A 25,309-nucleotide genomic window follows, 5' to 3' on the forward strand; every position below is an offset into this window, starting at 1 on the left:
TTCAAGACAAGTAACAATCAAATGCAGGATACATAATGGAAATGGAACGGAAAGATGTTTTTGACTTAGTGCTTTTAGCCGCACTTTGGGGTGGTTCTTTTATTCTGATTCGTTATGCCGTGGCATCATTTGGTCCATTTTCACTGATATTGGTTCGCGTTGGTTTAGCGACGTTGCTGCTTTTACCCATTCTTATCGTGAAAGGGCAATTAGGTGAATTCAAAACACATTGGTTTCATGCTTGTGTTGTTGGATTGTTCAGTTCGGCCTTTCCTTTCTTGCTATTCGCATATGCAATGATCAGTGTGTCAGGTAGTTTTGCGTCGATTGTGAATGCGGGAACGCCAATATGGGGGGCGATTATTGCTTATTTTTGGCTTGGCGAATCCATGACGACAAACCGGATACTTGGTCTTCTCATGGGTGTGGTCGGTGTTGTGATTTTGGTGTGGGGTAAGTTGGATTTTGGTGACCAAGGTCTAGGGTGGCCGGTTCTCGCAGTATTAGGGGCAACGCTAATGTATGGTATTTCGGCAAGCTACACGAAACGCTTTTTGACGGGTGTTCCGCCACTTGTTACCGCAACGGGCAGTCAGTTGGGTTCAACACTGGTGTTGTTGCCATTCGGTGTTCTGTTTTGGCCTGAGACAATGCCAAGTGCTGCTGGCTGGATGTCTGCCATGGTACTTGGTTTTGCGTCGACAGGTTTTGCGTATGTGATCTTTTTCCGATTGATTAGCCGTGTTGGGCCCGCGAATACCATTACGGTGACCTTTCTCATACCGCTATTTGCGGCCGTTTGGGGGGCAATGTTCCTCGATGAAACCATCACGGTAAGAATGCTGATCGGGGCGTTAGCCATCTTCTCAGGTACGGCACTGGCTACGGCGATGTTAAAAGGCAGGAAAGCGGCCAAAAGTATTTAGACGACGAAGTGCCGATGCGGAGTTTAAGTTAGATTGATAAGAAAAAGTAAGAGAGTTCAAAAAAACAAAGAGCCCTAAAAGGGCTCTTTGTTTTAGATAAGCATGTTGAGAAAATCATGGTTTCATGACTTAAAGAAAAATATTTATTCGGCTTTCTCTGACTCGGCGGTGGTCAGTGCTGAAACCTCCAAGAGAGGAGCAGCATCAATATTTTCCGCATTCATCATTGATGAAATACGCTGCACCGAAGAAATCAGCAAAGATTGTTCCCACTCTTCCAACGATTGAAAGCGAGAGATGAAACTTTCCTGCAATGGCTTTGGCGCTTGCTCAAGCGCTTTTTCGCCTTCTGGTGTGAGGTGCGCATGCACTTTTCGCTTATCAAGATTACTTCTTACACGCACGATAAGGTTACGACTAGCAAGGCGATCGAGAATGGTTGTTGCAGTGGCTTGGCTCATATTGGTGTGATTCGACAATTGACGAATAGTCACTTCATCCAAATCATGAATCGCTCGCATTAACACGAGTTGAGGGCCGGTGAGACCAGCGACTTTGTTGAGCTTACGTGAATGCAGGTCGATGGCTCGAATAATTTGCCTAAGCGCAACCAGTACCTCTTCGTGCTTCTCCATCGAAGCGTCTCCTTAACCTTGTAGCAGTGTGTGAAATTCCGCGAAATTATCTGTGTAAAAAGCAAATATTAAAAGGCTTTTTAAACAACCTTACACACCGGAAACCAAAGATGCGATGTTGCTACGTCAAAGAATCTATTTTGATGTCGAATTATCCGTTTTGATAAAGAGTTGTTGGTGTTTTCTTGTCGCCAAATGCGTATCTAAATGATTTTTTATCTCATTATCATTTGAACTGATGTGTTGTTGAGTGTAATAATTACTCTCATTCGCAATAACTTGTTACACATCACTCATCAAGGATAGATTATGACGCCTTCATCACGGGCTTTTGCCTTTTCCGTATGTTCACTTTCATTTGTTTCATTCAATGCCGCGGCTGCAACGCCCGAACAGGTTGTCGAGCATTATGCAGATGTTGCCCATGCTGTTTACAGTGATTCACACACAACAGCGATTCAACTCGATGTCGCTATCGATGCGCTCATTGAGCAACCTTCAGCGCAGACTTTAGCGACAGCAAAATTGGCATGGCTTGCGGCGCGCGTGCCGTATCAGCAATCTGAAGTGTTTCGCTTTGGCAACGCTATCGTGGACGATTGGGAGGGGCAATTAAATGCTTGGCCCCTTGATGAAGGGCTAATCGATTATGTTGCACAGGATTATCAATATGAACTCGGTAATGACGGCGCCGTTGCGAACATTGTGGCGAGTGATTCGCTTCGCATTGGTCATGACGTGCTGGATGTTAAGCAGATAACGCCGGAGTTGATTGCTTCCTTAAACGAATTGGGTGGGTCTGAAGCCAATGTAGCCTCGGGTTATCACGCCATCGAATTTCTACTTTGGGGGCAAGACCTTAACGGTACAAACAGCGGCGCGGGCAATCGCTCATATACTGATTTTGCTTACGAAGCGTCATGCACAAATGATAACTGTGACCGTCGCAGAGCGTATTTAAAGGCCGCTTCAGAATTGCTGATCACGGACTTGGCATGGATGGAAAATCAATGGGCAGAGGGCGTGTCGAATAATTATCGTCAAACATTATTGAGTGAAAGCAGTGAAAACGGCCTGCGTAAGATGTTGTTTGGTATGGGCTCACTTTCGTTAGGCGAATTGGCGGGTGAGCGTATGAAAGTCGCGTTAGAAGCGAACTCGACTGAAGATGAGCATGATTGCTTTTCTGACAATACGCATAACTCTCACTACTACAACGAACAAGGCATTTATAACGTCTTCACGGGGACATATTCCCGTGCAGATGGTTCGACCTTGAACGGCCCTTCATTGTTCGACATGGTTAAACAATCCAATCCAGAAAAAGCGAATGCGATTAAATCAGATTTTGATTCAGCCCGAAGCGCTGTGTTTAAGTTGGTGGAATCAGCTGAAGTGAACAATGTTCATTTTGACCAACTGATTGCTTCAAACAACACGGCTGGACATCAAATGATCAATGACGCGATTGCCGCGTTAGTGCAGCAAACGCGAGGCATTGAGTCTATCGCTGGCTTGCTAGAGATTAGCAACTTAAACCCAGACAGCGCTGATCATCAGTTTTAGTAAGGCCAATTAGGGCGTCGCCAACGCAAAGTATCTGTTGTGTTGGCTGCGCGCTTATTTGTATGGATTGTAGTTATGAAATATTCGCTTTTACTCCTCACTTTCGTTGTCTTTTCATCATTCTCTTTTTCGTCAGCGGCGAGTGCGATTAAAACTGGCGGCGATACCACGACGAACAAACAAGGCGCGAATGCCTTTTCCCAACCCGCGACTAATTTACCGATGAGTGAGCGCATTGATTTCAGTGTCGGTAACAGTTTCTTTCGCAACCCTTGGGTGAGTTCACCTGCATCTACCGATGCAAGAGATGGACTTGGCCCGCTGTTCAATACCAACGGATGCCAGAACTGTCACATAAAAGATGGTCGCGGACACCTGCCGCAGGTGGGCGATCAGAATGCGGTTTCCTTGTTGATCCGCTTGAGTATTCCGGCAATCACCAATGCGCAGAAAAAACAGCTGATTATGACCGGAAACATCCCTGAGCCTATTTATGGCGGTCAGCTTCAAGATTTTGCGCTTTCTGGTGAAAAGCCAGAAGGCCGTATTGTGGTTGACTACGAATACCACACCGAAACCTTTAAAGATGGTCACGCTGTCACGTTGCGTAAGCCAATTATTAGTATTCAAGATTTAAACTACGGTGAAATGGACCCAGACACTGAAATGTCGGCTCGCATTGCTCCACCGATGATTGGGTTGGGATTGTTGGAATCCATTCCTGATTCGACGCTACTGGCGATAGCTTTGGCGCAAGAAGACGCGGGCAAAGGTGTGTCGGGTCGACCCAACTACGTTTGGGATGTGGAAAAATCTAAGACTGTGATCGGACGCTTTGGCTGGAAAGCGGGTCAACCGTCATTAATGCAACAAAATGCCGCTGCATTCAATGGTGATTTAGGCTTAACCAGCACATTATTCCCAGAAGAAAATTGCTCAGCGTCACAAGATCTTTGTGAGCGGCTCCCCAATGGTGGAGAGCCAGAAGTCAGTGAGAAAATTCTCAATTTCGTCGAGTTTTATTCTCAACACCTCGCTGTACCCATGCGCAGAAATATCGATGATCCGCGTGTCATCGAAGGGGAGGCACTATTTCTAGGTGCAGGGTGTGCAAGCTGTCATCAATCTTCATTAAAAACCGGTGAGCGAAAAGACAGACCAGCCCTGAGTGATCAGATCATTCATCCTTATACGGATTTGCTTTTGCACGACATGGGCGAGGGTTTGGCAGATAACCGCGGTGAGTTCATTGCGAATGGCCGCGAATGGCGAACCGCGCCGCTATGGGGTATTGGCTACACCGAAGAAGTGAACGGTCATACTGAGTACTTGCACGACGGTCGAGCCAGAAATGAATTAGAAGCGATTCTTTGGCATGGCGGTGAAGCGCAAGCTAGCAAGCAAGCCGTGTTGGGATTTAACGCACAACAGCGCGAAGCTTTGATTGCGTTTCTAAAGTCGTTATAGGAACGAATGATGAAGAGTTTTTTGATGAACGGATACACGGATGGTACCAAGTGGCTCGCTTTGATTGTGACGCTGTCACTTTTTTTGGGTTGTGATAATCCAGCGAATTCTGGAATATCCTCAAGTTTGCTTTGGGATATGCAAAAACAGTCTGCGTTAACGTTTGCTTTGCACGCCAAAAAGCTAGAAGCAGACGTGTCGTCTTTGTGTAAAACAGCAACACCAGAGACGTTAGTGAACGCACAAGCGCAATGGACGGAAACCATGAGGGCGTGGCAACCGTTAGCAGGCGCCAATTTTGGTCATGAAGCCGCCATGTCTTTGAGCTGGCAAATCCAATTCTATCCTGACAAGAAAAACACCACAGGTAGACAGCTTACGCAGCTACTTGATAGCGCTGGTGACGTCACGCCAGAGAGTTTAGCCGGCAGCAGTGTTGCGGTTCAGGGGCTTGGTGCGTTGGAATGGTTGTTGTTTGAAGAAGCAAATGTTTCTGCTTTGGCCACCCGTTGCGAAGTGATGCAAGCGGTAGCGGCACGTTTGAAGCAATCAACCCTTGAAATGGAGGCTATCTGGCAAACTAATCCTTGGGAAACTTCGTCACAAGATCAACGTGAGAAAGCTGCACTCAGCATTTTGGCGGGGCAGCTAGACGCCACCATCAAAACGTTGTCCCTCCCTATGGGGAAACCAGGTTTTCCTAAGCCGTATCAAGCGCAAGCCTGGCGTTCATCGCAATCATTGGCTTTGCTGCGTAGCAGTATTGAAGCGTTGAATGCGCGTTATATTGTCACTCTCGATACGCTTCTTCGTGATAGGGACCAGTCTGAGTTAGCTGATAGATTAACTAAGCATTGGAAGGCCGCGCAAGAGAGTGTGCCGACAGGTAATGGCATGAAACCCATTCTGACCAACCAAACGGGTTATCGCCAATTAATGACGCTTTCGAACAATTTGGAGTACCTGAAGATCGCGTTGGCCGATGAAGCGGCACCCGCACTTGGCATGGTGGTTGGTTTTAATTCGACGGATGGTGATTAGCTCGTGCGCCCGAACAATGAAGAGCAAACAGAAGTAAGCCAAAAGCGCCGAAGAGTAATGCTGTCTGCGCTTGGCGTGATGGCAACAGCGAGTATAGCGGGCGGGGTAACCCTTCGCGGAACGCCAGCTGCACAATCCTCGCCCGCCTATATTGGCTGTGCTCGGCAAAGCGATGGGACGTTCGCCGTGATGGCAATGAGTGATTCGGGGGAGGTGTGTTATACCTCGCCACTGCCTTCTCGGGGGCATGGGCTGGTGGTCGATCCTCTCACTCGGTTCGGCTTTGTGTTCGCACGTCGACCCGGGGCATTTGTCCAAGTGCTATCTATTGATACGGGACAAACAATCTCGACCTATCTTTCCGATATTAATCGATATTTCTATGGTCATGGTGATGTGCTCGGAAATACTTTGTTTACCACCGAAGGCGTTAAGGGGACGAGTGAAGGTATTATCGGCGTCTATCACATTCACCCAGATGGCGTGCTTAAAAAAGAGCGTGAAATAGCGGGGTTTGGGATCGGGCCGCATGAGATAAAAGTGGTTAACGAAACGACGTTAGCTGTCGCTGTTGGTGGTATTCGTACCGATAATCGAACAGCGACAAACCTTGATTCGATGTCGCCGTCACTGGTGTTGATAGACATTCCATCAGGCCGCATTGTTGAAAAGCATCAACTTACAGACAACCAACTTAGCATTCGTCATCTTGCTGTTAGCCCTAATCAGGACGTGGTGATTGCGCAGCAATATAAAGGTGACCCTGACCACATCGCACCTTTGTTAGCGATAAAACGAAATAATGGTGACTTTACTGCACTAAAGGCGGGTACTGAACACTGGACGCGTTTTCAGCAGTACATTGGCAGTGTGGCATGCACGGGGTCGCAGGTTATTGCAACTTCTCCTTGTGGAAATTGCTTTGGAATATGGGACATAGAAACGGGTGAGCTTCAGGCGATCTCTTCATTGATGGATGCTTCTGGTGCGTCAGCGCAACGGGAAGGCTTCGCGATCAGTGCGGGAACAGGAAGAGTGGTAATACAAGAACCGAGAAAAAGTATTACTTTTCAGACATCTGAGGTGACTTGGGATAATCATTGGGTCATGCTTTAGAATGACATTTTTCTAACCCTTTGTTTTTCTAGAATCATAAAAAATCCGCTAACGAAAGCCGCGTCCTTTGCCATACTAAGATCTCAAATGGGAGGTAGCGCATGTTTTCAGCTCGTACGCTTTTCAAGACATTGTGGGTAACAGCACTCATTCCAATGTTTTTGTGGGCACCGTCGTTATGCGCATCAGAGCCTTCTGATATGCAAAAAAAGCCTTCATTGGCGGCAGTCACTTGGGTAAAACAAGCAGAGTCAGACGTTGGATTGGTTTCTAACACGAATGAGCTTGCGAATATTTATGAGTATTTTTCTTTCTCACCTATCTGGCATGATTATCGTGCAAAAGATGAGCTCGAAACACAGATCAATATCATTTCTCTTGCAGGCCTAAGTGAAAACTTTGAATGGCGTGCCGTCGTGCTTAGAGATCTAAGAAGCAGCGGTGATTGGCGTGCGTATGATGTGTTTGCAACCGACAGCTTGCTTGCCTTGATCAGCTACATAGAATCGATCCCAGATAATGGCAAAAGCTGGTTTTTCGGTACTGATATCACAGAATCGCTTCCCTCGCCGACGGTGACGCAAACCAACAAGCTTATTGCGTTTGCTAGCCGGAATAAGCTTTATCGCTTCGTCTTTGAGCTGCGCCCTAGCACCTCACAGTACAAGCAGATGGCTAAGGTCATCGTCAAACTCCAAGATGACGAAGAAACGTATTGGCCTAAGCTCATTCAGCGTGGTTTGATCCGTCCGGGTGACAAGTTAGATAACGCAGATAGTTTGATCACAAACCTTGAGCGACAAGGGGTGCTGAGTGTCACTGAAGCGCAGCGCTTGAAAATCGAACAGGTCAGTTTTTATAACGCTGTTCTTTCTCAGGCCGTTAAGCGTTTCCAAGCTCGCCATGGCTTAAAAGAAGACGGGGTGATTGGAGACAAAACACGCCGCTGGTTGAATAAATCGGCTATTAGTCGGATTCAAATCCTTGCGCTGAACATGGAGCGCTTGCGGTTGTGGCCGACTGAAAGGCAGAAAATCATCCTTGTGAATATTCCAAATTATGAAATGGAACTTTGGATTGATAGCGAAATGATCCTCGACAGCAAAGTCGTGGTTGGTCGCCCTAGTCGACGCACACCTTTGTTTGATTCTCGCTTAGATTCCGTTGTGTTTAACCCAAGTTGGAATGTCCCTGTGACTATCATGCGAAAGGACATTCTGCCTAAGGCACGCCAAGATAATGAGTATTTGGCAAAGCACAGTTACACAGTGTTAAGCAGTTGGGTAAATGGAAGCGTGATCCCTCATGAAGACATTGATTGGGAAAACGTGACCGCGAGAAACTTCCCTTATCGATTGCAACAATCTCCTGGCAATTTTAATGCCTTGGGTCGCTACAAGTTTAATACGCCAAATGGGAATGCGATTTATCTGCATGATACGCCAGCTAAAAGCTTGTTTAACAAAGAAAGCCGAGCATTTAGCTCTGGTTGTATTCGGGTTCAAAAAGCGGAGATATTAGCGCAAGTACTATTGAACCGATCCGGACTCGAATTTGGTGACTATGACTATTATCGCCGGATCCCAGAAACCAAGTGGGTATCACTTAGACAAAAAATCGCGGTACACACCATTTATCAAACCGCATGGGTTAACGAAGATGGGGAAGTGCAGTTTCGTAATGATGTCTATCATTATGACGCACGACCCAAGCGCAGCACGCCACTTTCAGCATCATTAACCGCAAAAAACCTGTAACCCTACCTAGCGAATTGAAAAGCGGGTAATACGAACCCGTGTGATAGCGTAGGTCAGTTGAGACCTACGCCACAATTACATATTTTTACACTTCGCTGACAAAGATAAAAACCAACTTAAAATCAGCATGAAGCGGAGATTTTTACAGCGTTTCGCTCATTTTAGAGACACTTGACCGTTTGATTCCTGCTTCTTCTGCCGTTAAATTCCAAAATGTTTGAAGCGCTCTGAACTGCTGAGTCAAAGCAGAGAGCGGCTTTTTTTTGAGTTTTTATTTTGGGAAATAGTGGGCTTTATGGACGGTTTGGATACTAAACGTCGCCGCTTTTTGCTGGGCGGTGCGGCGTGTATTGTGGCGGCTTCGCTGCCAAAAACTGCATTCGCGTTGCCTTTGGCGTCTGGTGAGTCACGCGAATTGGCAATGACAAGCATAAACACCGGCGAACACCTTAATGTTTGCTATTTTAATGGCCAAAAGTATCTAGAAGATGAACTGAAACTGCTGAACAATTTGTGTCGTGATCACCGCAGAAACGTTTCTACAGATATGGATGAGAAGTTATACGATCAGCTAACCGCGATTTATCAGCAGGTCGGCGCGAAGAATCCGATTACCATGATCTCAGGGTATCGTTCACCGGCGACGAATGAAATGCTGCGTAAAAATGGTGGCGGTCAAGCGAAGAAAAGTTACCACATGACGGGGCAGGCTCTCGATTTTTATATTGAAGGCGTGCCATTGGCAGATATTCGAAATGCGGCGCGATCGCTCAAAGCGGGCGGCGTTGGCTTTTACCCCAATAGTGGGTTTGTCCACATTGATACTGGTCCAGTAAGAACGTGGTAATAGATTTTCCTGAACAAGCCTCTGTGAAGGCTACTCAGTGAAAGATTAAGGCGCATCTTTCGAGCTAGCGCCTTTTTTTTCGGCTAGACGTTTATTGCTTGTGCTTGTGCTTTTGCTTCTTTTGCTTTTGATTTCGATATGACCTGGTCAGCGCGGATATAGCGCTGGCGCTTTTTCTCTTTGAGTTTGGTCATGTCCACCATCACTAATCCGTCGATACAATTCCCGAAGTCAGGATCGATACCGAAATCCAGGAACTGCACTCCACCGGGTTCGCAAAGCTCACCATATTGCTTGTAAAGTGTGGGAATGCTTGTGCCGAGGTTATCGAGCAACACTTTCAATGTTTTCAAATCTTGTTGATAGTTGTTACCGCAAAAATGACTTAGCAATTCATGCTCTTTTTGGGTGTCCAAATTGAATGGCTGTTTAGACTGTGCGACCTTGTTCGTGGCACCAAAATAGGTGCGATAGAAGAAGATGAGAAGCTCCTTGGCAGCATGTGGCATGGCATTGCTGATGGAAACAGGGCCAAACAAGTAGCGATAGTGGGGATGCTTAGTCAAAAATGCGCCGATCCCCAGCCACAAATATTCCAAACTGCGTTTGCCCCAATACTTAGGCTGAACAAAACTTCGCCCCAGTTCTAACCCAGCATCAAGGAAGGGCGTCATGCCTTGGTCATAGTCAAACAAAGTGTGGGTGTATAAGCACTCAATACCTTGCTGGGCAATGACCGCTTGGGTATCACAAAAACGGTAAGCGCCAACAATGTCCATCACGATAGGGTCCCAAAGCACCAAATGAAAGTAGTGCTCGTCATATTTATCGATGTCACGCCGCTGACCGGTTCCTTCACCGACGGCGCGAAATGCTATTTCTCGCAATCGGCCGATTTCTCGCATCACGGAAGATTCATCTTTGTAGCGATACAGGTAGATTTCTTTACCGTCAGGCGTAACGCCAAGCCGCTCACTGTTTCCAAGTTCTTTTCTTAGCGTGAGACGAGGTTCTGGCGAGGCAATGGCAGACTCCGTGGGAAAGAGACCGGCTTTCCCTTTGCCGAGGTTATAAAGGTGCTTCTTAAAAAGCTTTACTCGTGTTTTGTACGGTAAATTTGCGCTGGTACTGTAGCTTGAAAAAGGGATGGTTTCGCCAATGGTAAAGGTGATGTTGTTGTTCTCTTGCCCAAACATTTCATTGACCAACAATAGCGTTGATAGCGGCTTATAAACCATCGACGCGCCATAAAAAACCGCAGAATTTCGGCCATCAACGTGAATGGGAAGGATCGGCGCCTTAGCTTTTGTCGCCATTCTTAAGAAGCCACTGTGCCAGTCGATGTCTTTAACACCGGTTGGGCCCAGTCTCGATACTTCGCCAGCGGGGAAGATGATCAATGCACCCTCATTGTTTAGCCATTCATCAATTTTGCGTAAGTTTTCTTTTGGCGTTTTACCCGACATGTTATTAACCGGAAGCAGGCAATTGTGAAGAGGACCAATTTGCATTAACAGGTTATTGGCGACGGCTTTAACGTCAGGGCGGATTTCTCTCACCAGCTTGAGTAGCGCTAATCCATCAAGCGAACCGATAGGGTGGTTGGCAATGATAATCACTCGTCCAGAGTCGGGAATGCGCTCTTTTTCTCGGTCGCTGGTGAAATAACTAAAGTGAAAATAATCCAAGACCTGTTCGATAAACTCAAAGCCCTTGAGGTAAGGGTATTTGTGGCCGAAATCATGAAAAGCTTGCTGGTGGAGTAAGCGTCGAAGTGTGGATGAAACCGGTCGGGCGATCCATGGCTTTTCCGCCAAGGTGGGGTAATGATGGGTGATAACATCGTCAATATTAAACATGGGCGTCCTTACTGTATGTGACTACGCGGCTTCGGTATCTCGATCTGAGGCGTCCCCGTTTGTTGTATTTATGGTCCATTTAGTGTGGTCAGCGAACGCTGTTGATTCCGCCAGTAATTCGGGCTTTTCTGTCCATCGAATAAGCTGAATCGTGCCTTCATGTTGTTCAATTAACGCAGTGCAGCTTTCAATCCAGTCACCGTCATTGAGATATAGCGTTCCATTCAGTGTTTTAATGTCTGGGTGATGAATGTGTCCACATACAACGGCATCAGCGTTTTTCCTCTGTGCATATTGCACTGCAGCATGTTCAAAGCGCGCAATGGCGATATTGGCGGATTGAACTTTCGATTTGATGTAAGAAGCGAGCGACCAATAGGGAAAGCCAAGCTTACGTCTTGTCCATGCCCATCCTCGGTTGAGAAATAGCAGAAAGTCGTAGCCGATATAGCCCGCTATCTCGGTTAAACGGCTATGACAAACTGCGCTATCAAATTCATCGCCATGTACGGCGATAATTCGTTTTCCGGTAACGGTTTCATGGATAAATCGTGCACGAACTTCAATACGGCCAAAATCGAATTTAAGATAGTCTCGGATGGCCGCATCATGGTTACCCGGAACATAAATCAACCTGCAACCTGTATGAGCCCGATGGATGAGGAGTGAGAGAATCTCACTGTGGCTTTCTGGCCAATGTCGGCTTGATTTCATCGAATAGAAATCCACGATGTCGCCAACTAAAACGATAGTTTCTGCTTCATGTCTTTGCAGAAAATCTAACAGATATTGAGCCTTGCAATCTTTGTTGCCCAAGTGGAGATCTGAAATCCACAGAGTACGCACTGAGATTGGAGTCATAGTCTTCCGTCTAATGATCAAAATAAGTCACTCTACGTAAGCTAGGCTACTGGGCTTGGATGAAAGAATGTTGTCAATACGGTGACATCCCGATGTCATATTGATGGCAAGGGAATGACAATAGGCGTTTAGTGCCAGTGAGTGAGTACCGAATTATGGGCATGCTATTTGCGAGGCGACCATGACGAGAGCGTGAAAATCCGCAGGAGAGCGTGGTATGCTTTGGGCGTTTTCGCATTTATACGGATTGTATTATGGCTTTGAAGTTCGAGATTGTTCCTGTTACCGCTTTCCAACAAAATTGTTCAATTATCTGGTGTGATAAAACCAAAGAAGCAGCGTTGGTTGATCCCGGTGGTGATGTGGCTAAATTGATTGCCAAAGTTGATGAGCTGGGTGTGCAAGTCACCAAGGTTCTGCTTACCCATGGTCATCTTGATCATGTCGGTGGCACGGTTGATATTGCAGAAGCTTATAAAGTGCCTGTGATTGGCCCAGAAAAACAGGATGCGTTTTGGCTGCAGGGATTACCGAAGCAAAGTGAAATGTTTGGATTTGCGCGCACCGAGTCGTTCGAGCCCGATCAATGGCTAAATGATGGCGACAGCGTAACTATTGGTGATAGCACATTGAATGTGGTTCACACACCAGGCCATACACCGGGTCATGTGGTATTTGTGAGCGATGAAGATCGTCTGGCTTGGGTTGGTGACGTGTTGTTTAACGGCAGCATTGGTCGAACGGATTTCCCCAAAGGCGATCACGCGACACTGATCAGTTCGATCAAAGACAAACTGTTCCCGCTGGGCAATGACATTCGTTTCGTTCCTGGTCATGGTCCAACATCTACCTTTGGTGTTGAGCGCCAGCAAAACCCTTACGTTGCAGACAGCATGCCTATTTGGTAAGTAATCACCGTTCTATCTTTGTGGTCTCTGTGGGCATTCTGCCCGCAGAAGCCAAATACTGTCGTGTTAACCCAACAAAATCCTCCAACGGTCTATCCAACAGGTCTTCACTTACAAAGACATCAAAACCCAATAACTCGCGGGTATATTTCATTCTGTTAGCGAGCATTGCCACTAAGCCTTTGTAGACTTTCCCACTCGCGCTGACATAGGGCGTATCGTCAAACATCATGTCTTCAAGTTTGGTGTTGGGCGGAGACTCTGATCGGCGATAGGCCACCAACAGTAAACTGCGTTGCTCCATAATAATCTGACTGGCCAGTCGAAAACTGATGCCGTCCAGCAGGGGTTCGTAGTCTTTTAGCCGAATACCAATCCAAGGCATAGGTTGATGCCAGCCTTCTTGAGAAACAGAGGGGATTCCAATTTCTCGAATGTCTCTCCATCTAACGCTCCACCCGCCTTTTGGCGTGTGATGTTGGAGGTGCATCTCGGATAACGAAAACGACAGATTTTGTTGGTCAATAATCCGCGAAATGTACACCCCGAGGCCGCCAATCAAGCTCAGACCAAGTAAGGCTGGGGCAAGGTTAATCTGAGGGTTCAAAATAACAACTGCAAGCACAATCATCACCAGCGCAACGACAGCGATCGTAAAGTACTTACCAATATGTTGGTGGGGAGGATAGATAAGCAATTGTCTTTTCACCTTGTTGTGCTTCCTCCTATCGATACATATTCAAAGCATAGTGCGATCACTTGATGAACGGTTGCTTAACATAATACGCCGTTTGGTAACGGGAGTGCGATAAACGCGCTGTTTATATTTCAAACAAAAAGATAAACACTTTCCGACAGTTGGCGCAACTTTTGCCCGAAAACACGGTTAGCGCTATAAAACCCATCCGGATTTTGGTATAAAACGCGCTTTGTTTTTCACCCTGCTGTATTCAGGGGATGCTTAACGCAGTGCATCGGAGTAGGACGATTTAATGAAAATCTCTCATAAACGTAAAGTTCAAGGCAAACTTCAAAAACACATTAAAGCAGTGAAGTCTGCTTCAGTGGCGTCTTTGAAAAAAGAAAAGCCAGTGAAAGTCGTCGCAGCGGCGAAAGCAGTCGTTGAACCAAAAACCGACGCCGCACCCAAAGCGGTTGTAAACGCTTCGCTGACGCCAAAACAACAGCAAATTCTCGACATCGTTCGTCAGAATGCTGAAGGTATCAATCCGAAAGGAATTGGCTTGGTAGCAGGTCAGGAAGAATCTAAGGCAGCATCTTGGGCTTCTGCTGGTCTTAAGAAACTGGCTGAAGAAGGTGTGGTTGAACGCCTACAAATGGGAAGCAAAGTGCTCTACAAAGCACGGTAAGTTTCTCTGCGTTTCACGAGTTTTTGGAGCCAGCTTTCGAGCTGGTTTTTTTGTAGTCAAAAATAGCCAGAATTTAATCGCCTGTTACAACGGTGTAGCCGATTTTAGATGTATTTCTAGGCAGCTAAAATGAAACGCTGATCCAACCCAAACTTCTACTTTATTTGCGAGACTAATCTCGAAAAATGCATATAGTGGGTGGTAATTTGAACATGCACCAACGAATTTCATTGTCGCAGTATTCGACGATTTTTCGTCATGTTGTCTGCAAATCTAGATGACTGTTTAAAGTGTTTAAACAGTCATCTAGATGCTGAAAGTTGGTGGTGACAGAGTTGCGGTCTCGGCGTTATCTGGGAATGTATCCAATAAAACAAAGCAGCAGGATTTGCGATGACAGGATATTTTGGCGGTAGTGAAAATCAAACCAGCAGCGTAGTGAATTTTGATTATACCCACTTTCTCTGCGAGTCTAGTCGTGAACACTGGACATTTTTTCAAGCGATGAGGGTGCAAGTTGCACGCTGGCGTCGTCGAAACACAAGTGTAATCAGTGATGAAGGTTGCCGCTTTCCTAGCGAGGCATTTACTGTCGAGGTTAGTCACTCACTGTCATCGCTTTACAGCGATGTTTCAAACCTTATCACCTTGATTGAAGAAGCCAAAAAGCAGCGTATTGAAGCGCTTAATATCATGCTGCCATATGCCCTCGATGCCAATGAGCTAGAAAAAATTCGTCGGAAAACACAGGTAGAGATCGTTCAATTCCAAGAAGAGCGAGACATTTTGCAGGTTACTCTCTAGCTTCAGGCTATTTTCTAGAAGACAAAAACGCCATCTCTTACTGAAAAGATGGCGTAGTTTGAGAAATCAGCACAACAAGCAAAACCGTATTGCCTGAAACACATTATTTGAACATTCAGCAGTTACAGTGTTACCCCTTGCATGAGCAGATAAACGGCCACCATACCTGCTGCAATCACCAACGCTAATAGAATTCTATTCCTTCCTTCAAACGCGGGCTGGCCTGCTTCACGTTTTGCATAGATGTAAAATGCGATGCCAGGAAGATACAAAAGCGCCGCTAACAATAGGTGGTGCAAGCCAGAGGCATAAAGCAACCACACGCCATAAACCGTCGCCAGTGTTGATATAATCCGTACTCTCGTACTGCTTAGTTCTGAATAAGAGAGCTTGAACAAATAGCTGCCAACCAGTAAATAGGGCACCAGAATCATTTCCGACGCGATGGTGAGGAGATCGTCATACCCGCCACCAATGAGATACATAAAAATCAGGCAAAGTTGTACGACAGAGCTGGTTAGCCATAGTGAACGTGTTGGCGCGCCATTACTGTTGGTTTCAGCAAAGCACTTGGGGAACATACCTTCTTTTGCCGCACTATAAGGCGTTTCTGTGGCCAGTAAGGTCCAACTTAGATAAGCCCCGCACACAGATATAATCAAACCTGCTCCAATAATCACAACCCCAGTCTTGCCGATCAGCGCTTCGAGTATTTTTGCCGTAGAAGGGTTTGGGTATTTAGCGAGTTCTGGCGTCGATACCACACCCATAGCGAGCAAAGTGACAGACACATAGAGGAACAAACAGGTGAGTAACCCAAGGATGGTGGCACGACCAACGTCTTTTCGGTTTTTAGCGCGGCTGGATACCACTACCGCACCCTCCACACCGATAAATACCCACACAGTGATCAGCATGGTTTGTTTGACTTGATCAAATAAGCTGGGCTCATTGGCGATTTGTCTGCCGCTGAAATCGAACGTAAAGGTATGCCATTTGAAAGCAATCAGTGCGGCGACGATAAAAATGATGATGGGAATAAGTTTGGCGATAGTGGTGACATAATTGACGATAGCTGCGGTTTGCACCCCGCGTAACACTAAGGTGTGTACAAGCCAGATGAGTATTGATGACAAGCCAATGGAAAGTAGCGTGTTGCCATTTCCAAATAGGGTTAACGAACTGGTGTCGAAGAAAAGCCCCAGCGTACTGAAAACTATCACCAAATAAGACACATTCGCCACGGCGGCACTGAGCCAGTAGCCCCAAGCAGAGAAGAACCCACATAAATCACCAAAACCGGCTTGGGCATAACCAAATACCCCCCCCGTCACTTCAGGCTTGTTGACGATGAGTTCTTGAAACGTCAGAGCCAAACACACCATGCCAAAACCTGTGATTGCCCAGCCTAGCGTGACGGCCGCAGGGCTTGCAATAGCAGCCATGTTCTGCGGCAAGCTAAATACACCAGCGCCAATCATTGAGCCAATCACTAGCGCCGTTAGCGCTTTCAAGTCCAGTTTTTTGCCCAAAATAATGCCCACAAAATCTACTTCAGAAGTGGGTCATTATAGTTAAGAACTTATAGGGAGCATTTGTTCAGAAATGGGATTAATGATTGCTAATTTATTGGATGCGATTGAAGAATCACAAGATGTCTTGAAATAGGAAAGGTTTCGCGGCATTGAGTGCATTTAATGCACAAAATACCGCGAGGCAGTAATTTTTGAAGACAGCTTTAGTGCAGGTGTTCGGGCAATCCGTTAATCACGAAACCTTGTGCAAACATACTTTTCGCCGAATCTCGTTGATCCTCGCTGCGCATTGAAGCTTGTTCGAAATCGTGAAAATCACCAAATGCGATAACCGCGGATGATGTGTCTGACGCCATCGCTTTTTGCATCAGCGCTGCCGCATCATAAGTGGCTGTTGGTCTTGCAATACGGATTTGAGATGCTTGAATGCCAGCCTGCTGAAAAAGGGATAAACAAAAATTTGAAGGCGGTGCAATCAAGGTGATCCATTTTTGGCTGCTGCTATGCGTTTTCAACAAACGAAGCAGGTAGGCCAATTCACTCATATTGTTTTGATATACGCTAACTGGCACCAGGTTTCCCGACGTTGTGCTGCTAGCCGATAGGGTACTTGAGTCAGCTTCATGAAAACTCCTAGAGCCTGCCGCAATACGTGCGTAATGCTGGCGAACCGCAGAGCGAGAATGGTCTGAATGAGATACCGCATGAAGCGTTGCATATGATTGTTTCATCTCAAAGTCCTGTGTGTATATCCAATACTGTATAGGCATACAGTAGTTATATATTTATCAAAAAACAATAGGAATGAAGAGAACATCGAGACGGTGATCACGAATATTGATGATCTTATCGGTTTAAAAATCAGTTTATGTGGCCTGACGGCGTTGTTAAAATGGCCTCACAATGGAAATACATAATGAGATCTGGATATGGATCAGGAATTCTGGCATAGCCGCTGGGCGGAGAATCGTATTGGTTTTCACCTTACCGACACGAACCCTCTGCTGACAAAATATTGGGCAGCATTAACCCCAAAACGCGAAGAAGCGGTATTTGTCCCTCTGTGCGGAAAGTCAGTGGATCTTGGCTGGCTGGCGACAAAACATGATGACGTGGTGGGTGTGGAATTGAGTGAGATCGCCGTGCGTGCGTTTTTCTCAGAGCACCTTTATACGCCGCTGGTGACGGCGATCAGCCCTATCATGAAGCTTTATCAGTTTGATGAGGTCTCCATTTACAGCGGTGATTATTTTACCGCGCCGTTAGACACCTATCCGTTGATTTACGATCGCGCAGCACTGATTGCTATGCCCCAAAGCATGCGACAGCGATATGTTGATAGGCTTCTTTCTTTGCTGCAACCAGGTGGTCGAATATTGTTAGTGACATTGGATTACCCACAAGATCAGATGGATGGCCCTCCTTTTAGTGTGACGGCGGAAGAGGTGATGTCACTGTATGACGGCTATAAAATTACGCAGTTAGCACGAGATGAAAACAGCGATCGCCCACCGAAAGGGCAAGCGGCTTCGTATTTCGTAGAAGAAGTGTGGATGATCGAGTCGAAATAAAACAAGAAAACTTGACGTTCTCTCATTGAAAACCAGCCACCCATTGGGTGGCTGGTTTATTTCGGCAGCGCCAATCTAGGTTCGTTTTGTCCGATTAGATGTAGCGCTAAACAGATTAATCGAGATCAAAAATCAATCTGAATGGCAGATGCTGCGGTAACGGCTTTACGCACTGCTGAATTGGTATCTGTGTCTCTTGCCAATGCCACACCAAGACGGCGACGGCCATCAATGTCCGGTTTACCAAACAGACGGACTTGGGTATCTGGGTAACGTAGTGCTTGTGCAATACCATCAAAACCAATGTTGTTTGAGCTGCCTTCTCCTAACACCACGGCAGATGCCGAAGGGCCATACAAGTTAATCGCATTGATAGGTAAACCTAAGAACGCGCGAACGTGAAGAGCAAACTCAGAAAGGTCTTGCGAAATCAGCGTTACCATTCCGGTATCGTGTGGACGAGGGGACACCTCGCTGAACAGCACATCATCGCCTTTTACGAATAATTCCACGCCAAATAAGCCATAGCCGCCTAATGCCGCCACCACTTTTTTTGCGAGTTCTTCGGCTGCCTGACGCGCTTTTACGCTCATCGCTTGAGGTTGCCATGATTCGCGGTAGTCACCATCTTCTTGGCGATGGCCAATGGGTGCACAGAAATGAATGCCATCTATGGCACTGACGGTAAGAAGGGTGATTTCATAGTCAAAATCAACAAAGCCTTCGACGATAACGCGACCACGCCCAGCACGACCGCCTTCTTGTGCATAGTTCCACGCTTTTTCGATGTCAGCATTGGTCTTCACAACACTCTGGCCTTTGCCTGAAGAGCTCATAACAGGTTTAACCACACACGGCATACCAACAGATTCAATTGCCGCGTGAAACGCTTCTGAGGTATCAGCAAAGGCATACGGGGAGGTTGCCACACCAAGTTCTTCTGCGGCAAGACGACGAATGCCTTCTCGGTTCATGGTGAGTTGGGTTGCGCGAGCGGTAGGGACGATATTCACGCCGGATTTCTCAAGCTCAACGAGGCGATCAGTGGCAATGGCTTCGATTTCTGGCACCACGTAATCTGGTTTCTCTTGGGCAATGATGGCTGCAAGCGCATCGCCATCGAGCATATCGACGACATGGCTACGATGCGCAACCTGCATCGCGGGCGCATCCGCATAACGGTCACACGCGATGACTTCAATACCAAGACGCTGACATTCAATCGCTACTTCTTTACCTAGCTCACCAGAGCCCAACAGCAGGACGCGCGTGGCGCCCGGACGAGTTGCTGTTCCAATCATGATTATCTTCCATCAATGCAAATAACTGCTGGTGATTTTACCTTAAGCAATCGTTTGCGCAAGCGTTTGCCTTTGTGGTTTGTAAGGTTTTAGGAAGACTGAACTAAGTGAGTGTTTATTGGCGACGGGTTGACGATGGCGGGTTGATTAATGCTTAGCAGTGATAAGTGGTCGATAGAAGTACCGCCGCCTAAAAAGGCGGCGGAAAACGACAAAAAGTCGTATTAGCTATTTTTAGCTTTACGGGTTTCCCAGTGGGTAATAAAGAACACCGCAGCGACGATGATCGCAGCGCCCAACCAAAGGCGACCCGGCGGGACCCAACCAAACACCAAAAATCCGAACAACACATTCAAAGGCAGTTTGGCATTGTCAAAAGGCTGAACGAATGACGCATCCGCAGCGGCATACGCTTTGGCGATAGCCCATTGAGCAACAGCAGTGAGCAGGCCTGCACCAAGCAGAATAAGCCACACCATTTCTCCTTTTGGCATTGTCCAATCTGGTATCGCTAGCAAGATGTTAAACGGCGTGATGAGCAATAGCAGGTAAACGACCATGGTGGTGGGAGAGTCGTTGTGCGACAGTTTCTTAACCATCAAGGAATAAGTTGCCCAGAAGAACGCAGCACCGATAGGTAGCATGGTTGCCCAGCTAAAATCGTCTGACCAAGGCTCTAGAATGATCATTGCGCCCACAAAACCGCTCAATGTAGCAAGCCAGCGGGCAGGGCCTACTCGCTCACCCAGAAATAGGCCTGAACCAATTGTGGCAAACAGTGGGGAGGTCATCAGTAACGCAATGCCTTGCCAAATCGGAACGGGATAAGCGAGTGCCCATAGCCAAAGTTGGATACCAATGACTGAGAAGAAAACGCGTAAACAGTGCATGCCGAGATGGTCGGTCTTAAGTGCTTGGCGAATGCCCATGCTTCTCAGCCAAGGGATCATCACAATCAGCGCAATAAAGTACTGAACAAACGCAACCGTGGTGGAAGGTAGTTGCATTTTGAAGCTGACATATTGCGCAAGGCTATTGATCATCGCAAAGCATACGCCAGCGGTGAGCATCCAAGAAGCGCCAAGAACGGGGTTGTGAGATTGGCTCATGCGTGTACAGAAATGAGGAAAAGTGACGTGATAGTAGCGAACTTTGTCTGCGGGGTATAACGAAAACGCCGGTGTTACACAGCGTTTTTCAATGTTATGACGATAAACGCATCAACTGGGCATTAAATGGCCAAATAACCCAAAGGAATATCTGGGTTTAGGGCCTCTAGAACCGCTTGTGTATCTTGCAAGTGGCTGATCACGGCGTTGGCTTTTTCCACCAAAACAACTTCTTGGATGTCTTTTAATGCCACTTCTGCCAAGTTCATGGCGATGAGCGCGACTTGCAACGGGGGAAGACTAGGGTTGAACGCGGCATTTTCTGCGTACATACCTGAGAAGATCTGCCCGTTATTGTCACGGATAGCCACACCGCTCAAATTGTGTGAATACGGTGCATGACTGCGATTCGTTGCGCTGACAGCAGCCTGAATAAGTGCATCGTCTTCCTCGGCCGTTAAACCATGGTTAACAGGAGCCAGCAGTGGCTGGTCGATACCGAGATCAATCGGACCAAAAGGCTCTGGCAGATATTCGTGTAATAACTTGGCTTCACGATCGGGAAGTTGAATGTTTAGTGTATCCGCGCCGTTGATCTCATTCATAAACTGACGGCAGTGACCACATGGGCTGTAGTTGATGGTGATGTCTTTAAGCGCAGATTCCCCCTTCAACCAAGCGTGGCTAATGGCAGATTGTTCGGCATGTACCGCTTGATTGAGCTGCACACCTTCAAATTCCATGTTCGCACCAAAATAGAGACGACCCGACGCGCCACGAGCAATCGCGCCAACATAGAACTTTGAAATAGGGGCGATAGAGTAAGCCGCAGCGATAGGCAGCATGGCAACACGCAGGTCTTTGTCTGCTAAGCCCGTTAGCTTGAGTAGGTTTTCATAGTCTTGGGCACTGATTGTCGCGTCAAAATCTGGCGAGGTGCAGAGTTGTTCCATAGCCTCTTTGAGTGGTGAGGGTAGGGCTGCAATCGCGTCTTGAATGCTAACTCGCATGCTTGCTCCAAGTGTTGTTGTATGGGGAATCATTTTAAGAGCAAACGCCTGCCTATTAATGTGATTTTGATCACTTAAATGGTGCAATGAGACGTATCATTTCATAAATATAAGTGACCTCACATGAATTCGATTTCATTTGATACAGGTCGAGATTGGGCTGCAATTAACAAAGAACTCAATGACATGAAAAACAAACGGGGCAAGAATGGCTGTCATGATCCCACATATCACTAACGCTAATGAACTTAATGCGCCCTCCTGATAGTGAGTTTCAGCTGCTTTTGCCGTGCCTATGGCGTGAGACACCGCGCCGATTGAAAGGCCTCTAGCAAGAGAGGATTTAATCTTCATGATGTTCAGTAGCGGATAGCCAATCAGTGCACCGAAAAGCCCTGCAACCACCACGAGTGCAGCCGTGACCGCAGGAATACCGCCTATATGTTCAGCCGTGCCCAAGGCAAAAGGCGTTGAGATAGATTTTGGCAACACAGATGCTGCTATCTGGAGATCTCCGCCCGCCAGCAACGCGAATGTGGTGCCAAGAGTCATTGAGAGCAAACTCGCGCCAAGACATGCCAATAAGATGGTTTTCCAGTGTCGTTTAATCACGTGCATTTGCTCGTATAAAGGATACGCCAATGCAATTACTGCAGGGCCAAGCATGAAATTTATGGTTTTGTTCTGGTCAAAGTATTCTTTGTAGGTATTGCCTGAATAAATCACCATTGGCATCAGTACAAGTAAGCTGATCAGCAAAGGATTGAAAATAGGATGACGTAGTTTTAAGGCAATATGACGGGCGATGAAGTACACCACAAGGGTTGCAATAAGCCACATTAGTTATCTTCCCCTTGATATTTATCCAGAATTTTTGCCATAACAATCAGCACCACCGTAGAGCTCAATATTGTGGCGCCCAAAAGAGGCATCGAATCGGTGATCAACAGATGAAAGTGATCCATTAGCCCCATGCTGGCAGGGATAAAGAACAGTGGCATGATGGTAATCAGTACCGTGCAGGCATCTTTTACCCAACGTCCCGGTACGATGCCCGTTGTTAGGCTCACGAAAAGCAACAGCATGCTAATGATACTGCTGGGTATTGGAAGGTGTAACAGTTGAGTCAGTAAGCTACCCACAAGGGTATAAATCGCTATGAGTGCGAAACCAAGAAGATATTTCACGTCGAAGACCCTGATAGACAGTCGTGAAACTATTCTAGACTGAGCTCGCTATGAAAATCTTGTTCAAAACATGGTAATTCCCACCATTGCACAATAGTTAGGCAACGTGAAGGGCGTTACATCAGATAGATAATCGCTGCAGCAGCACTGAGCACAGAAAGAAGCGTACCTGTAATGATGGGCACAACGTTACGTTGTGTTTTCAATTCTTGTACGGGTTCATCGATGTGAATGTCAAGAGGGTCAGGTTCTGAGGGATTGGGTATCACTTCAGCTTGTCGTTGATAGGTTTTTTGAGGCAACGCAACGCGGTAGCCATGATCGCCCACCACATCTAACGGAAGTATTTTTTCGCCATGGCGATAAGATTTAGCCAGCAGTGAGCACAGGCTATTTTGGTGCTGAGAAAAAGAAGAGTCGGGTAACGATGTAGAAGCATACAGAATACGAGCAGACAGCACTTCTCCAGCATGGTAGCAAAGCATTTCTAGTAAGCGACACTCTTCATAGGTGAGTGTGCTTACTGTACTGTCTTGCCAAAACAAGGAACGGCTTTCTGGTTCAAAATCGACGTTAGAAAAGCGGTAGCACCGACTGTTTACTTTGGTTACCATTTTCTCATCCACCTCACTATCTCTTATTAGAAAAGTGTGGACTCAAATCACGGAAATTCAAATGTAACACCTCTGTTTCTTTGGGGGTGTATAGCGTACATCACGCGGTATTCAGCAAAGGTTGGTGATAATCACTAAGATACAAGCGATTCGACGTAGTGATAAATGGATTTAAGAATCGCTAATTTTTTTGTGTCGCTTTGATTTTCTTCAGCGAGATCTTCCAATCGCGCCATGTATTCAGGTAAGTGTGTTTCGAAATAATCTCGGCGATGAAGGTGCCATTTCTTTTGCTCGCTGTCAGTCAGCGTCCAAGAATAGTTGCGGGCACGGTAGCGAAACAACAGCGGATGAATACGCTTGTCAGCGACATTGATTTCAAGCGCCGCGAGATTTTCCGGTTTGGTTTGACGAATGATATCCATGGTGGAGCGATCAGACGGCGAGAAGAAACCATCATAGAGGGCCGCATCCACATTGTTAGCATCGCCATACTGGGGCTTTTCAGCGTAAAGCTCGACCAGTTTTTCTCTTACCTGTGGGTGTGCCTGAAGTTTCTTCAAGTGATCAAGACAGCGTTGGCGATCAATACCCAATCTTTCAGCATCTTCTGGACGCAAGGTTTTTGCTTCAGCTAAGACAGGACATTTATTGATGTGAATGAGTTTGATAGGAGCAGGTAACTCATCAGGTGCGAGGTCGGCACGCTTTGTATATAAACGTTCACGAAGTGCCGTTGCGTCTAAGTCAAACAATGGGGACGGGTCGAGCGCAAGATCAATGGCGATAACGGCGTTTTTGTTGTCTGGGTGCCACGCAACGGGAACAATCCAACTGGTGTTACCGCGCTCAGTGCCAAACATGCCTGAAACATGCACAAGCGGTTTCATCGCGACGATGTCGATCAATGCTGTTAGCTTATTTTTATTGCGATGTGTATACAGGTAATCAAACAAACGAGGTTGGGCTTGTTTGAATTTCTTCGCCATTTCGATGGTGGCAATCACATCTGCCATTGCATCGTGCGCGTTCGCGTGCTCAATACCATTGGCAACGGAAAGATGTTCCAACTTAAAGCTGGTGGCACCCTCAGCGTTTATTGGCCACTCAATGCCTTCAGGGCGAAGTGCATACGCGGCACGCATTGCATCCAACAAATCCCACCTTGAATTACCGTTTTGCCAACTCCACCCGTAAGGGTCAAAGAAATTGCGATAAAGCGTATAGCGCGATACTTCATCATCAAATCGAATATTGTTGTAGCCCACTGAACATGTCCCTGGCATAGAGAGTTGCTCATGAATTTTGGCAATGAACTCAGGCTCAGGCAATCCGCGAGAAACGGCAGTTTGAGGCGTAATTCCGGTAATCAAACACGCTTCTGGTTGAGGCAAATAGTCATTGGGTGGCTGGCAATAAATGACCAACGGTTCACCGATGATATTGAAGTCTTTGTCTGTTCTTACGCCTGCAAACTGACAAGGTCGATCTAGAGCAGGGCTGATGCCAAAGGTTTCGTAATCAAAGAAGAAAAAAGTTGGTTCATTGGTGTTTGCCACGGTGGTATCCAAGGGTTTGAAAGACGTGGGGATGTTACCGCAAATTTAGTGAGAAATCTTGCAATGCAAAAGAAAACGACCTGATGTACAGGCGCTAACAAGCGTTATTCCCTATTGAGGACTAGCCTTGCGTTTATAGGTTGTAAAGGCTGAGCATGATTGCGCATTACTTTCACCAGATGATGAGCCTGTGATTCGCTCAGCGTCTCTTTATGCTTCAGGGAAAGGTATCATGGATGAATGAAATGCCAGTGTTGTACGTTCTA

At 46.7% G+C, this 25,309-nt stretch carries 24 protein-coding genes; 11 read left to right on the forward strand and 13 right to left on the reverse strand.

Features of this window, described 5'->3' with window-relative positions; translation table 11 throughout:
* Positions 1-35 precede the first annotated feature (35 nt).
* Positions 36-926 carry a DMT family transporter gene (locus AC3CIC_RS07185; RefSeq protein WP_488515751.1) on the forward strand — a complete coding sequence of 297 codons (891 nt, stop codon included), beginning with the start codon at positions 36-38 and terminating at the stop codon, positions 924-926.
* Between the two features lie 143 nt (positions 927-1,069).
* Here the strand turns inward: AC3CIC_RS07185 and AC3CIC_RS07190 are convergent, their stop codons facing one another.
* Positions 1,070-1,561: a MarR family winged helix-turn-helix transcriptional regulator gene (locus AC3CIC_RS07190; RefSeq protein ID WP_016962342.1), complete on the reverse strand. Its 492-nt coding sequence runs from the start codon at positions 1,559-1,561 to the stop codon at positions 1,070-1,072.
* A 309-nt stretch (positions 1,562-1,870) separates the two neighbouring features.
* Here AC3CIC_RS07190 and AC3CIC_RS07195 point away from each other — a divergent pair, with 309 nt between their 5' ends.
* The 6 genes from AC3CIC_RS07195 (at position 1,871) to mepK (ending at position 9,355) form a co-directional block, all read left to right on the forward strand.
* Positions 1,871-3,127 (forward strand): imelysin family protein, encoded by a 1,257-nt coding sequence (locus tag AC3CIC_RS07195; protein ID WP_488515752.1) that lies wholly within the window; start codon positions 1,871-1,873, stop codon positions 3,125-3,127.
* 75 nt (positions 3,128-3,202) lie between these two features.
* The gene (locus AC3CIC_RS07200; protein ID WP_488515753.1) at positions 3,203-4,594 is read left to right on the forward strand and encodes a di-heme oxidoreductase family protein; all 1,392 of its coding nucleotides are present in this window, start codon (positions 3,203-3,205) and stop codon (positions 4,592-4,594) included.
* A 6-nt stretch (positions 4,595-4,600) separates the two neighbouring features.
* Positions 4,601-5,635 carry an imelysin family protein gene (locus AC3CIC_RS07205; RefSeq protein ID WP_488515754.1) on the forward strand — a complete coding sequence of 345 codons (1,035 nt, stop codon included), beginning with the start codon at positions 4,601-4,603 and terminating at the stop codon, positions 5,633-5,635.
* A gap of 3 nt (positions 5,636-5,638) precedes the next feature.
* Complete coding sequence (locus AC3CIC_RS07210; protein ID WP_488515755.1) at positions 5,639-6,751, forward strand: DUF1513 domain-containing protein; 1,113 nt, start codon at positions 5,639-5,641, stop codon at positions 6,749-6,751.
* A gap of 101 nt (positions 6,752-6,852) precedes the next feature.
* Positions 6,853-8,508, forward strand: a complete 1,656-nt coding sequence (locus AC3CIC_RS07215) for a L,D-transpeptidase family protein (RefSeq protein WP_488515756.1) — start codon at positions 6,853-6,855, stop codon at positions 8,506-8,508.
* A gap of 295 nt (positions 8,509-8,803) precedes the next feature.
* Positions 8,804-9,355, forward strand: coding sequence for a peptidoglycan L,D-endopeptidase MepK (gene mepK / locus AC3CIC_RS07220; RefSeq protein WP_488515757.1), 552 nt, complete (start codon positions 8,804-8,806; stop codon positions 9,353-9,355).
* An 83-nt stretch (positions 9,356-9,438) separates the two neighbouring features.
* Here the strand turns inward: mepK and olsF are convergent, their stop codons facing one another.
* Together olsF and AC3CIC_RS07230 are read right to left on the reverse strand one after the other, a co-directional pair.
* Complete coding sequence (gene olsF / locus AC3CIC_RS07225; protein ID WP_488515758.1) at positions 9,439-11,214, reverse strand: bifunctional ornithine lipid synthase OlsF; 1,776 nt, start codon at positions 11,212-11,214, stop codon at positions 9,439-9,441.
* A 21-nt stretch (positions 11,215-11,235) separates the two neighbouring features.
* Positions 11,236-12,075 carry a UDP-2,3-diacylglucosamine diphosphatase gene (locus AC3CIC_RS07230; RefSeq protein ID WP_488515759.1) on the reverse strand — a complete coding sequence of 280 codons (840 nt, stop codon included), beginning with the start codon at positions 12,073-12,075 and terminating at the stop codon, positions 11,236-11,238.
* 254 nt (positions 12,076-12,329) lie between these two features.
* Here AC3CIC_RS07230 and AC3CIC_RS07235 point away from each other — a divergent pair, with 254 nt between their 5' ends.
* The gene (locus AC3CIC_RS07235; RefSeq protein WP_017002930.1) at positions 12,330-12,983 is read left to right on the forward strand and encodes an MBL fold metallo-hydrolase; all 654 of its coding nucleotides are present in this window, start codon (positions 12,330-12,332) and stop codon (positions 12,981-12,983) included.
* A gap of 4 nt (positions 12,984-12,987) precedes the next feature.
* Here the strand turns inward: AC3CIC_RS07235 and AC3CIC_RS07240 are convergent, their stop codons facing one another.
* On the reverse strand, positions 12,988-13,692 hold the full coding sequence (locus tag AC3CIC_RS07240) for a DUF2982 domain-containing protein (RefSeq protein WP_394212968.1): 705 nt from the start codon (positions 13,690-13,692) through the stop codon (positions 12,988-12,990).
* 283 nt (positions 13,693-13,975) lie between these two features.
* Between AC3CIC_RS07240 and AC3CIC_RS07245 the strand changes: the two genes are divergently transcribed.
* Together AC3CIC_RS07245 and AC3CIC_RS07250 are read left to right on the forward strand one after the other, a co-directional pair.
* Complete coding sequence (locus AC3CIC_RS07245; protein WP_394212970.1) at positions 13,976-14,353, forward strand: MarR family transcriptional regulator; 378 nt, start codon at positions 13,976-13,978, stop codon at positions 14,351-14,353.
* A 393-nt stretch (positions 14,354-14,746) separates the two neighbouring features.
* Positions 14,747-15,157, forward strand: a complete 411-nt coding sequence (locus AC3CIC_RS07250) for a hypothetical protein (RefSeq protein WP_488515760.1) — start codon at positions 14,747-14,749, stop codon at positions 15,155-15,157.
* A 122-nt stretch (positions 15,158-15,279) separates the two neighbouring features.
* On the opposite strand, the gene AC3CIC_RS07255 is transcribed toward AC3CIC_RS07250, so the two are convergent.
* Both AC3CIC_RS07255 and AC3CIC_RS07260 read right to left on the reverse strand, forming a co-directional pair.
* On the reverse strand, positions 15,280-16,701 hold the full coding sequence (locus tag AC3CIC_RS07255; RefSeq protein ID WP_488515761.1) for a basic amino acid/polyamine antiporter: 1,422 nt from the start codon (positions 16,699-16,701) through the stop codon (positions 15,280-15,282).
* Positions 16,702-16,895: 194 nt separating this feature from the next.
* A complete protein-coding gene (locus AC3CIC_RS07260) occupies positions 16,896-17,423 on the reverse strand; it encodes a hypothetical protein (RefSeq protein ID WP_016962322.1) in 528 nt (175 codons plus the stop codon).
* A 198-nt stretch (positions 17,424-17,621) separates the two neighbouring features.
* Between AC3CIC_RS07260 and AC3CIC_RS07265 the strand changes: the two genes are divergently transcribed.
* Positions 17,622-18,263, forward strand: a complete 642-nt coding sequence (locus AC3CIC_RS07265) for a thiopurine S-methyltransferase (protein WP_017002925.1) — start codon at positions 17,622-17,624, stop codon at positions 18,261-18,263.
* 125 nt (positions 18,264-18,388) lie between these two features.
* Here AC3CIC_RS07265 and purT read toward each other — a convergent pair whose 3' ends face one another.
* From purT to sbcB, 7 genes are all read right to left on the reverse strand, one after another.
* The gene (gene purT, locus AC3CIC_RS07270) at positions 18,389-19,564 is read right to left on the reverse strand and encodes a formate-dependent phosphoribosylglycinamide formyltransferase (protein ID WP_488515762.1); all 1,176 of its coding nucleotides are present in this window, start codon (positions 19,562-19,564) and stop codon (positions 18,389-18,391) included.
* A gap of 224 nt (positions 19,565-19,788) precedes the next feature.
* Positions 19,789-20,673 carry a DMT family transporter gene (locus AC3CIC_RS07275; protein WP_488515763.1) on the reverse strand — a complete coding sequence of 295 codons (885 nt, stop codon included), beginning with the start codon at positions 20,671-20,673 and terminating at the stop codon, positions 19,789-19,791.
* 122 nt (positions 20,674-20,795) lie between these two features.
* Positions 20,796-21,683 (reverse strand): cytidine deaminase, encoded by an 888-nt coding sequence (gene cdd / locus AC3CIC_RS07280; protein WP_488515764.1) that lies wholly within the window; start codon positions 21,681-21,683, stop codon positions 20,796-20,798.
* Positions 21,684-21,818: 135 nt separating this feature from the next.
* Positions 21,819-22,523, reverse strand: coding sequence for a CidB/LrgB family autolysis modulator (locus AC3CIC_RS07285; protein WP_488515765.1), 705 nt, complete (start codon positions 22,521-22,523; stop codon positions 21,819-21,821).
* Positions 22,523-22,870, reverse strand: a complete 348-nt coding sequence (locus AC3CIC_RS07290; protein WP_016962314.1) for a CidA/LrgA family protein — start codon at positions 22,868-22,870, stop codon at positions 22,523-22,525. Before AC3CIC_RS07290 ends, AC3CIC_RS07285 begins: the two co-directional genes overlap by 1 nt.
* 116 nt (positions 22,871-22,986) lie before the next feature.
* The gene (locus tag AC3CIC_RS07295) at positions 22,987-23,496 is read right to left on the reverse strand and encodes a hypothetical protein (protein ID WP_488515766.1); all 510 of its coding nucleotides are present in this window, start codon (positions 23,494-23,496) and stop codon (positions 22,987-22,989) included.
* Between the two features lie 122 nt (positions 23,497-23,618).
* Positions 23,619-25,043, reverse strand: a complete 1,425-nt coding sequence (gene sbcB, locus AC3CIC_RS07300) for an exodeoxyribonuclease I (protein WP_488515767.1) — start codon at positions 25,041-25,043, stop codon at positions 23,619-23,621.
* Positions 25,044-25,309 lie beyond the last annotated feature (266 nt).

The sequence above is a fragment of the Enterovibrio sp. QJM3NY_24 genome (genome assembly GCF_057786035.1).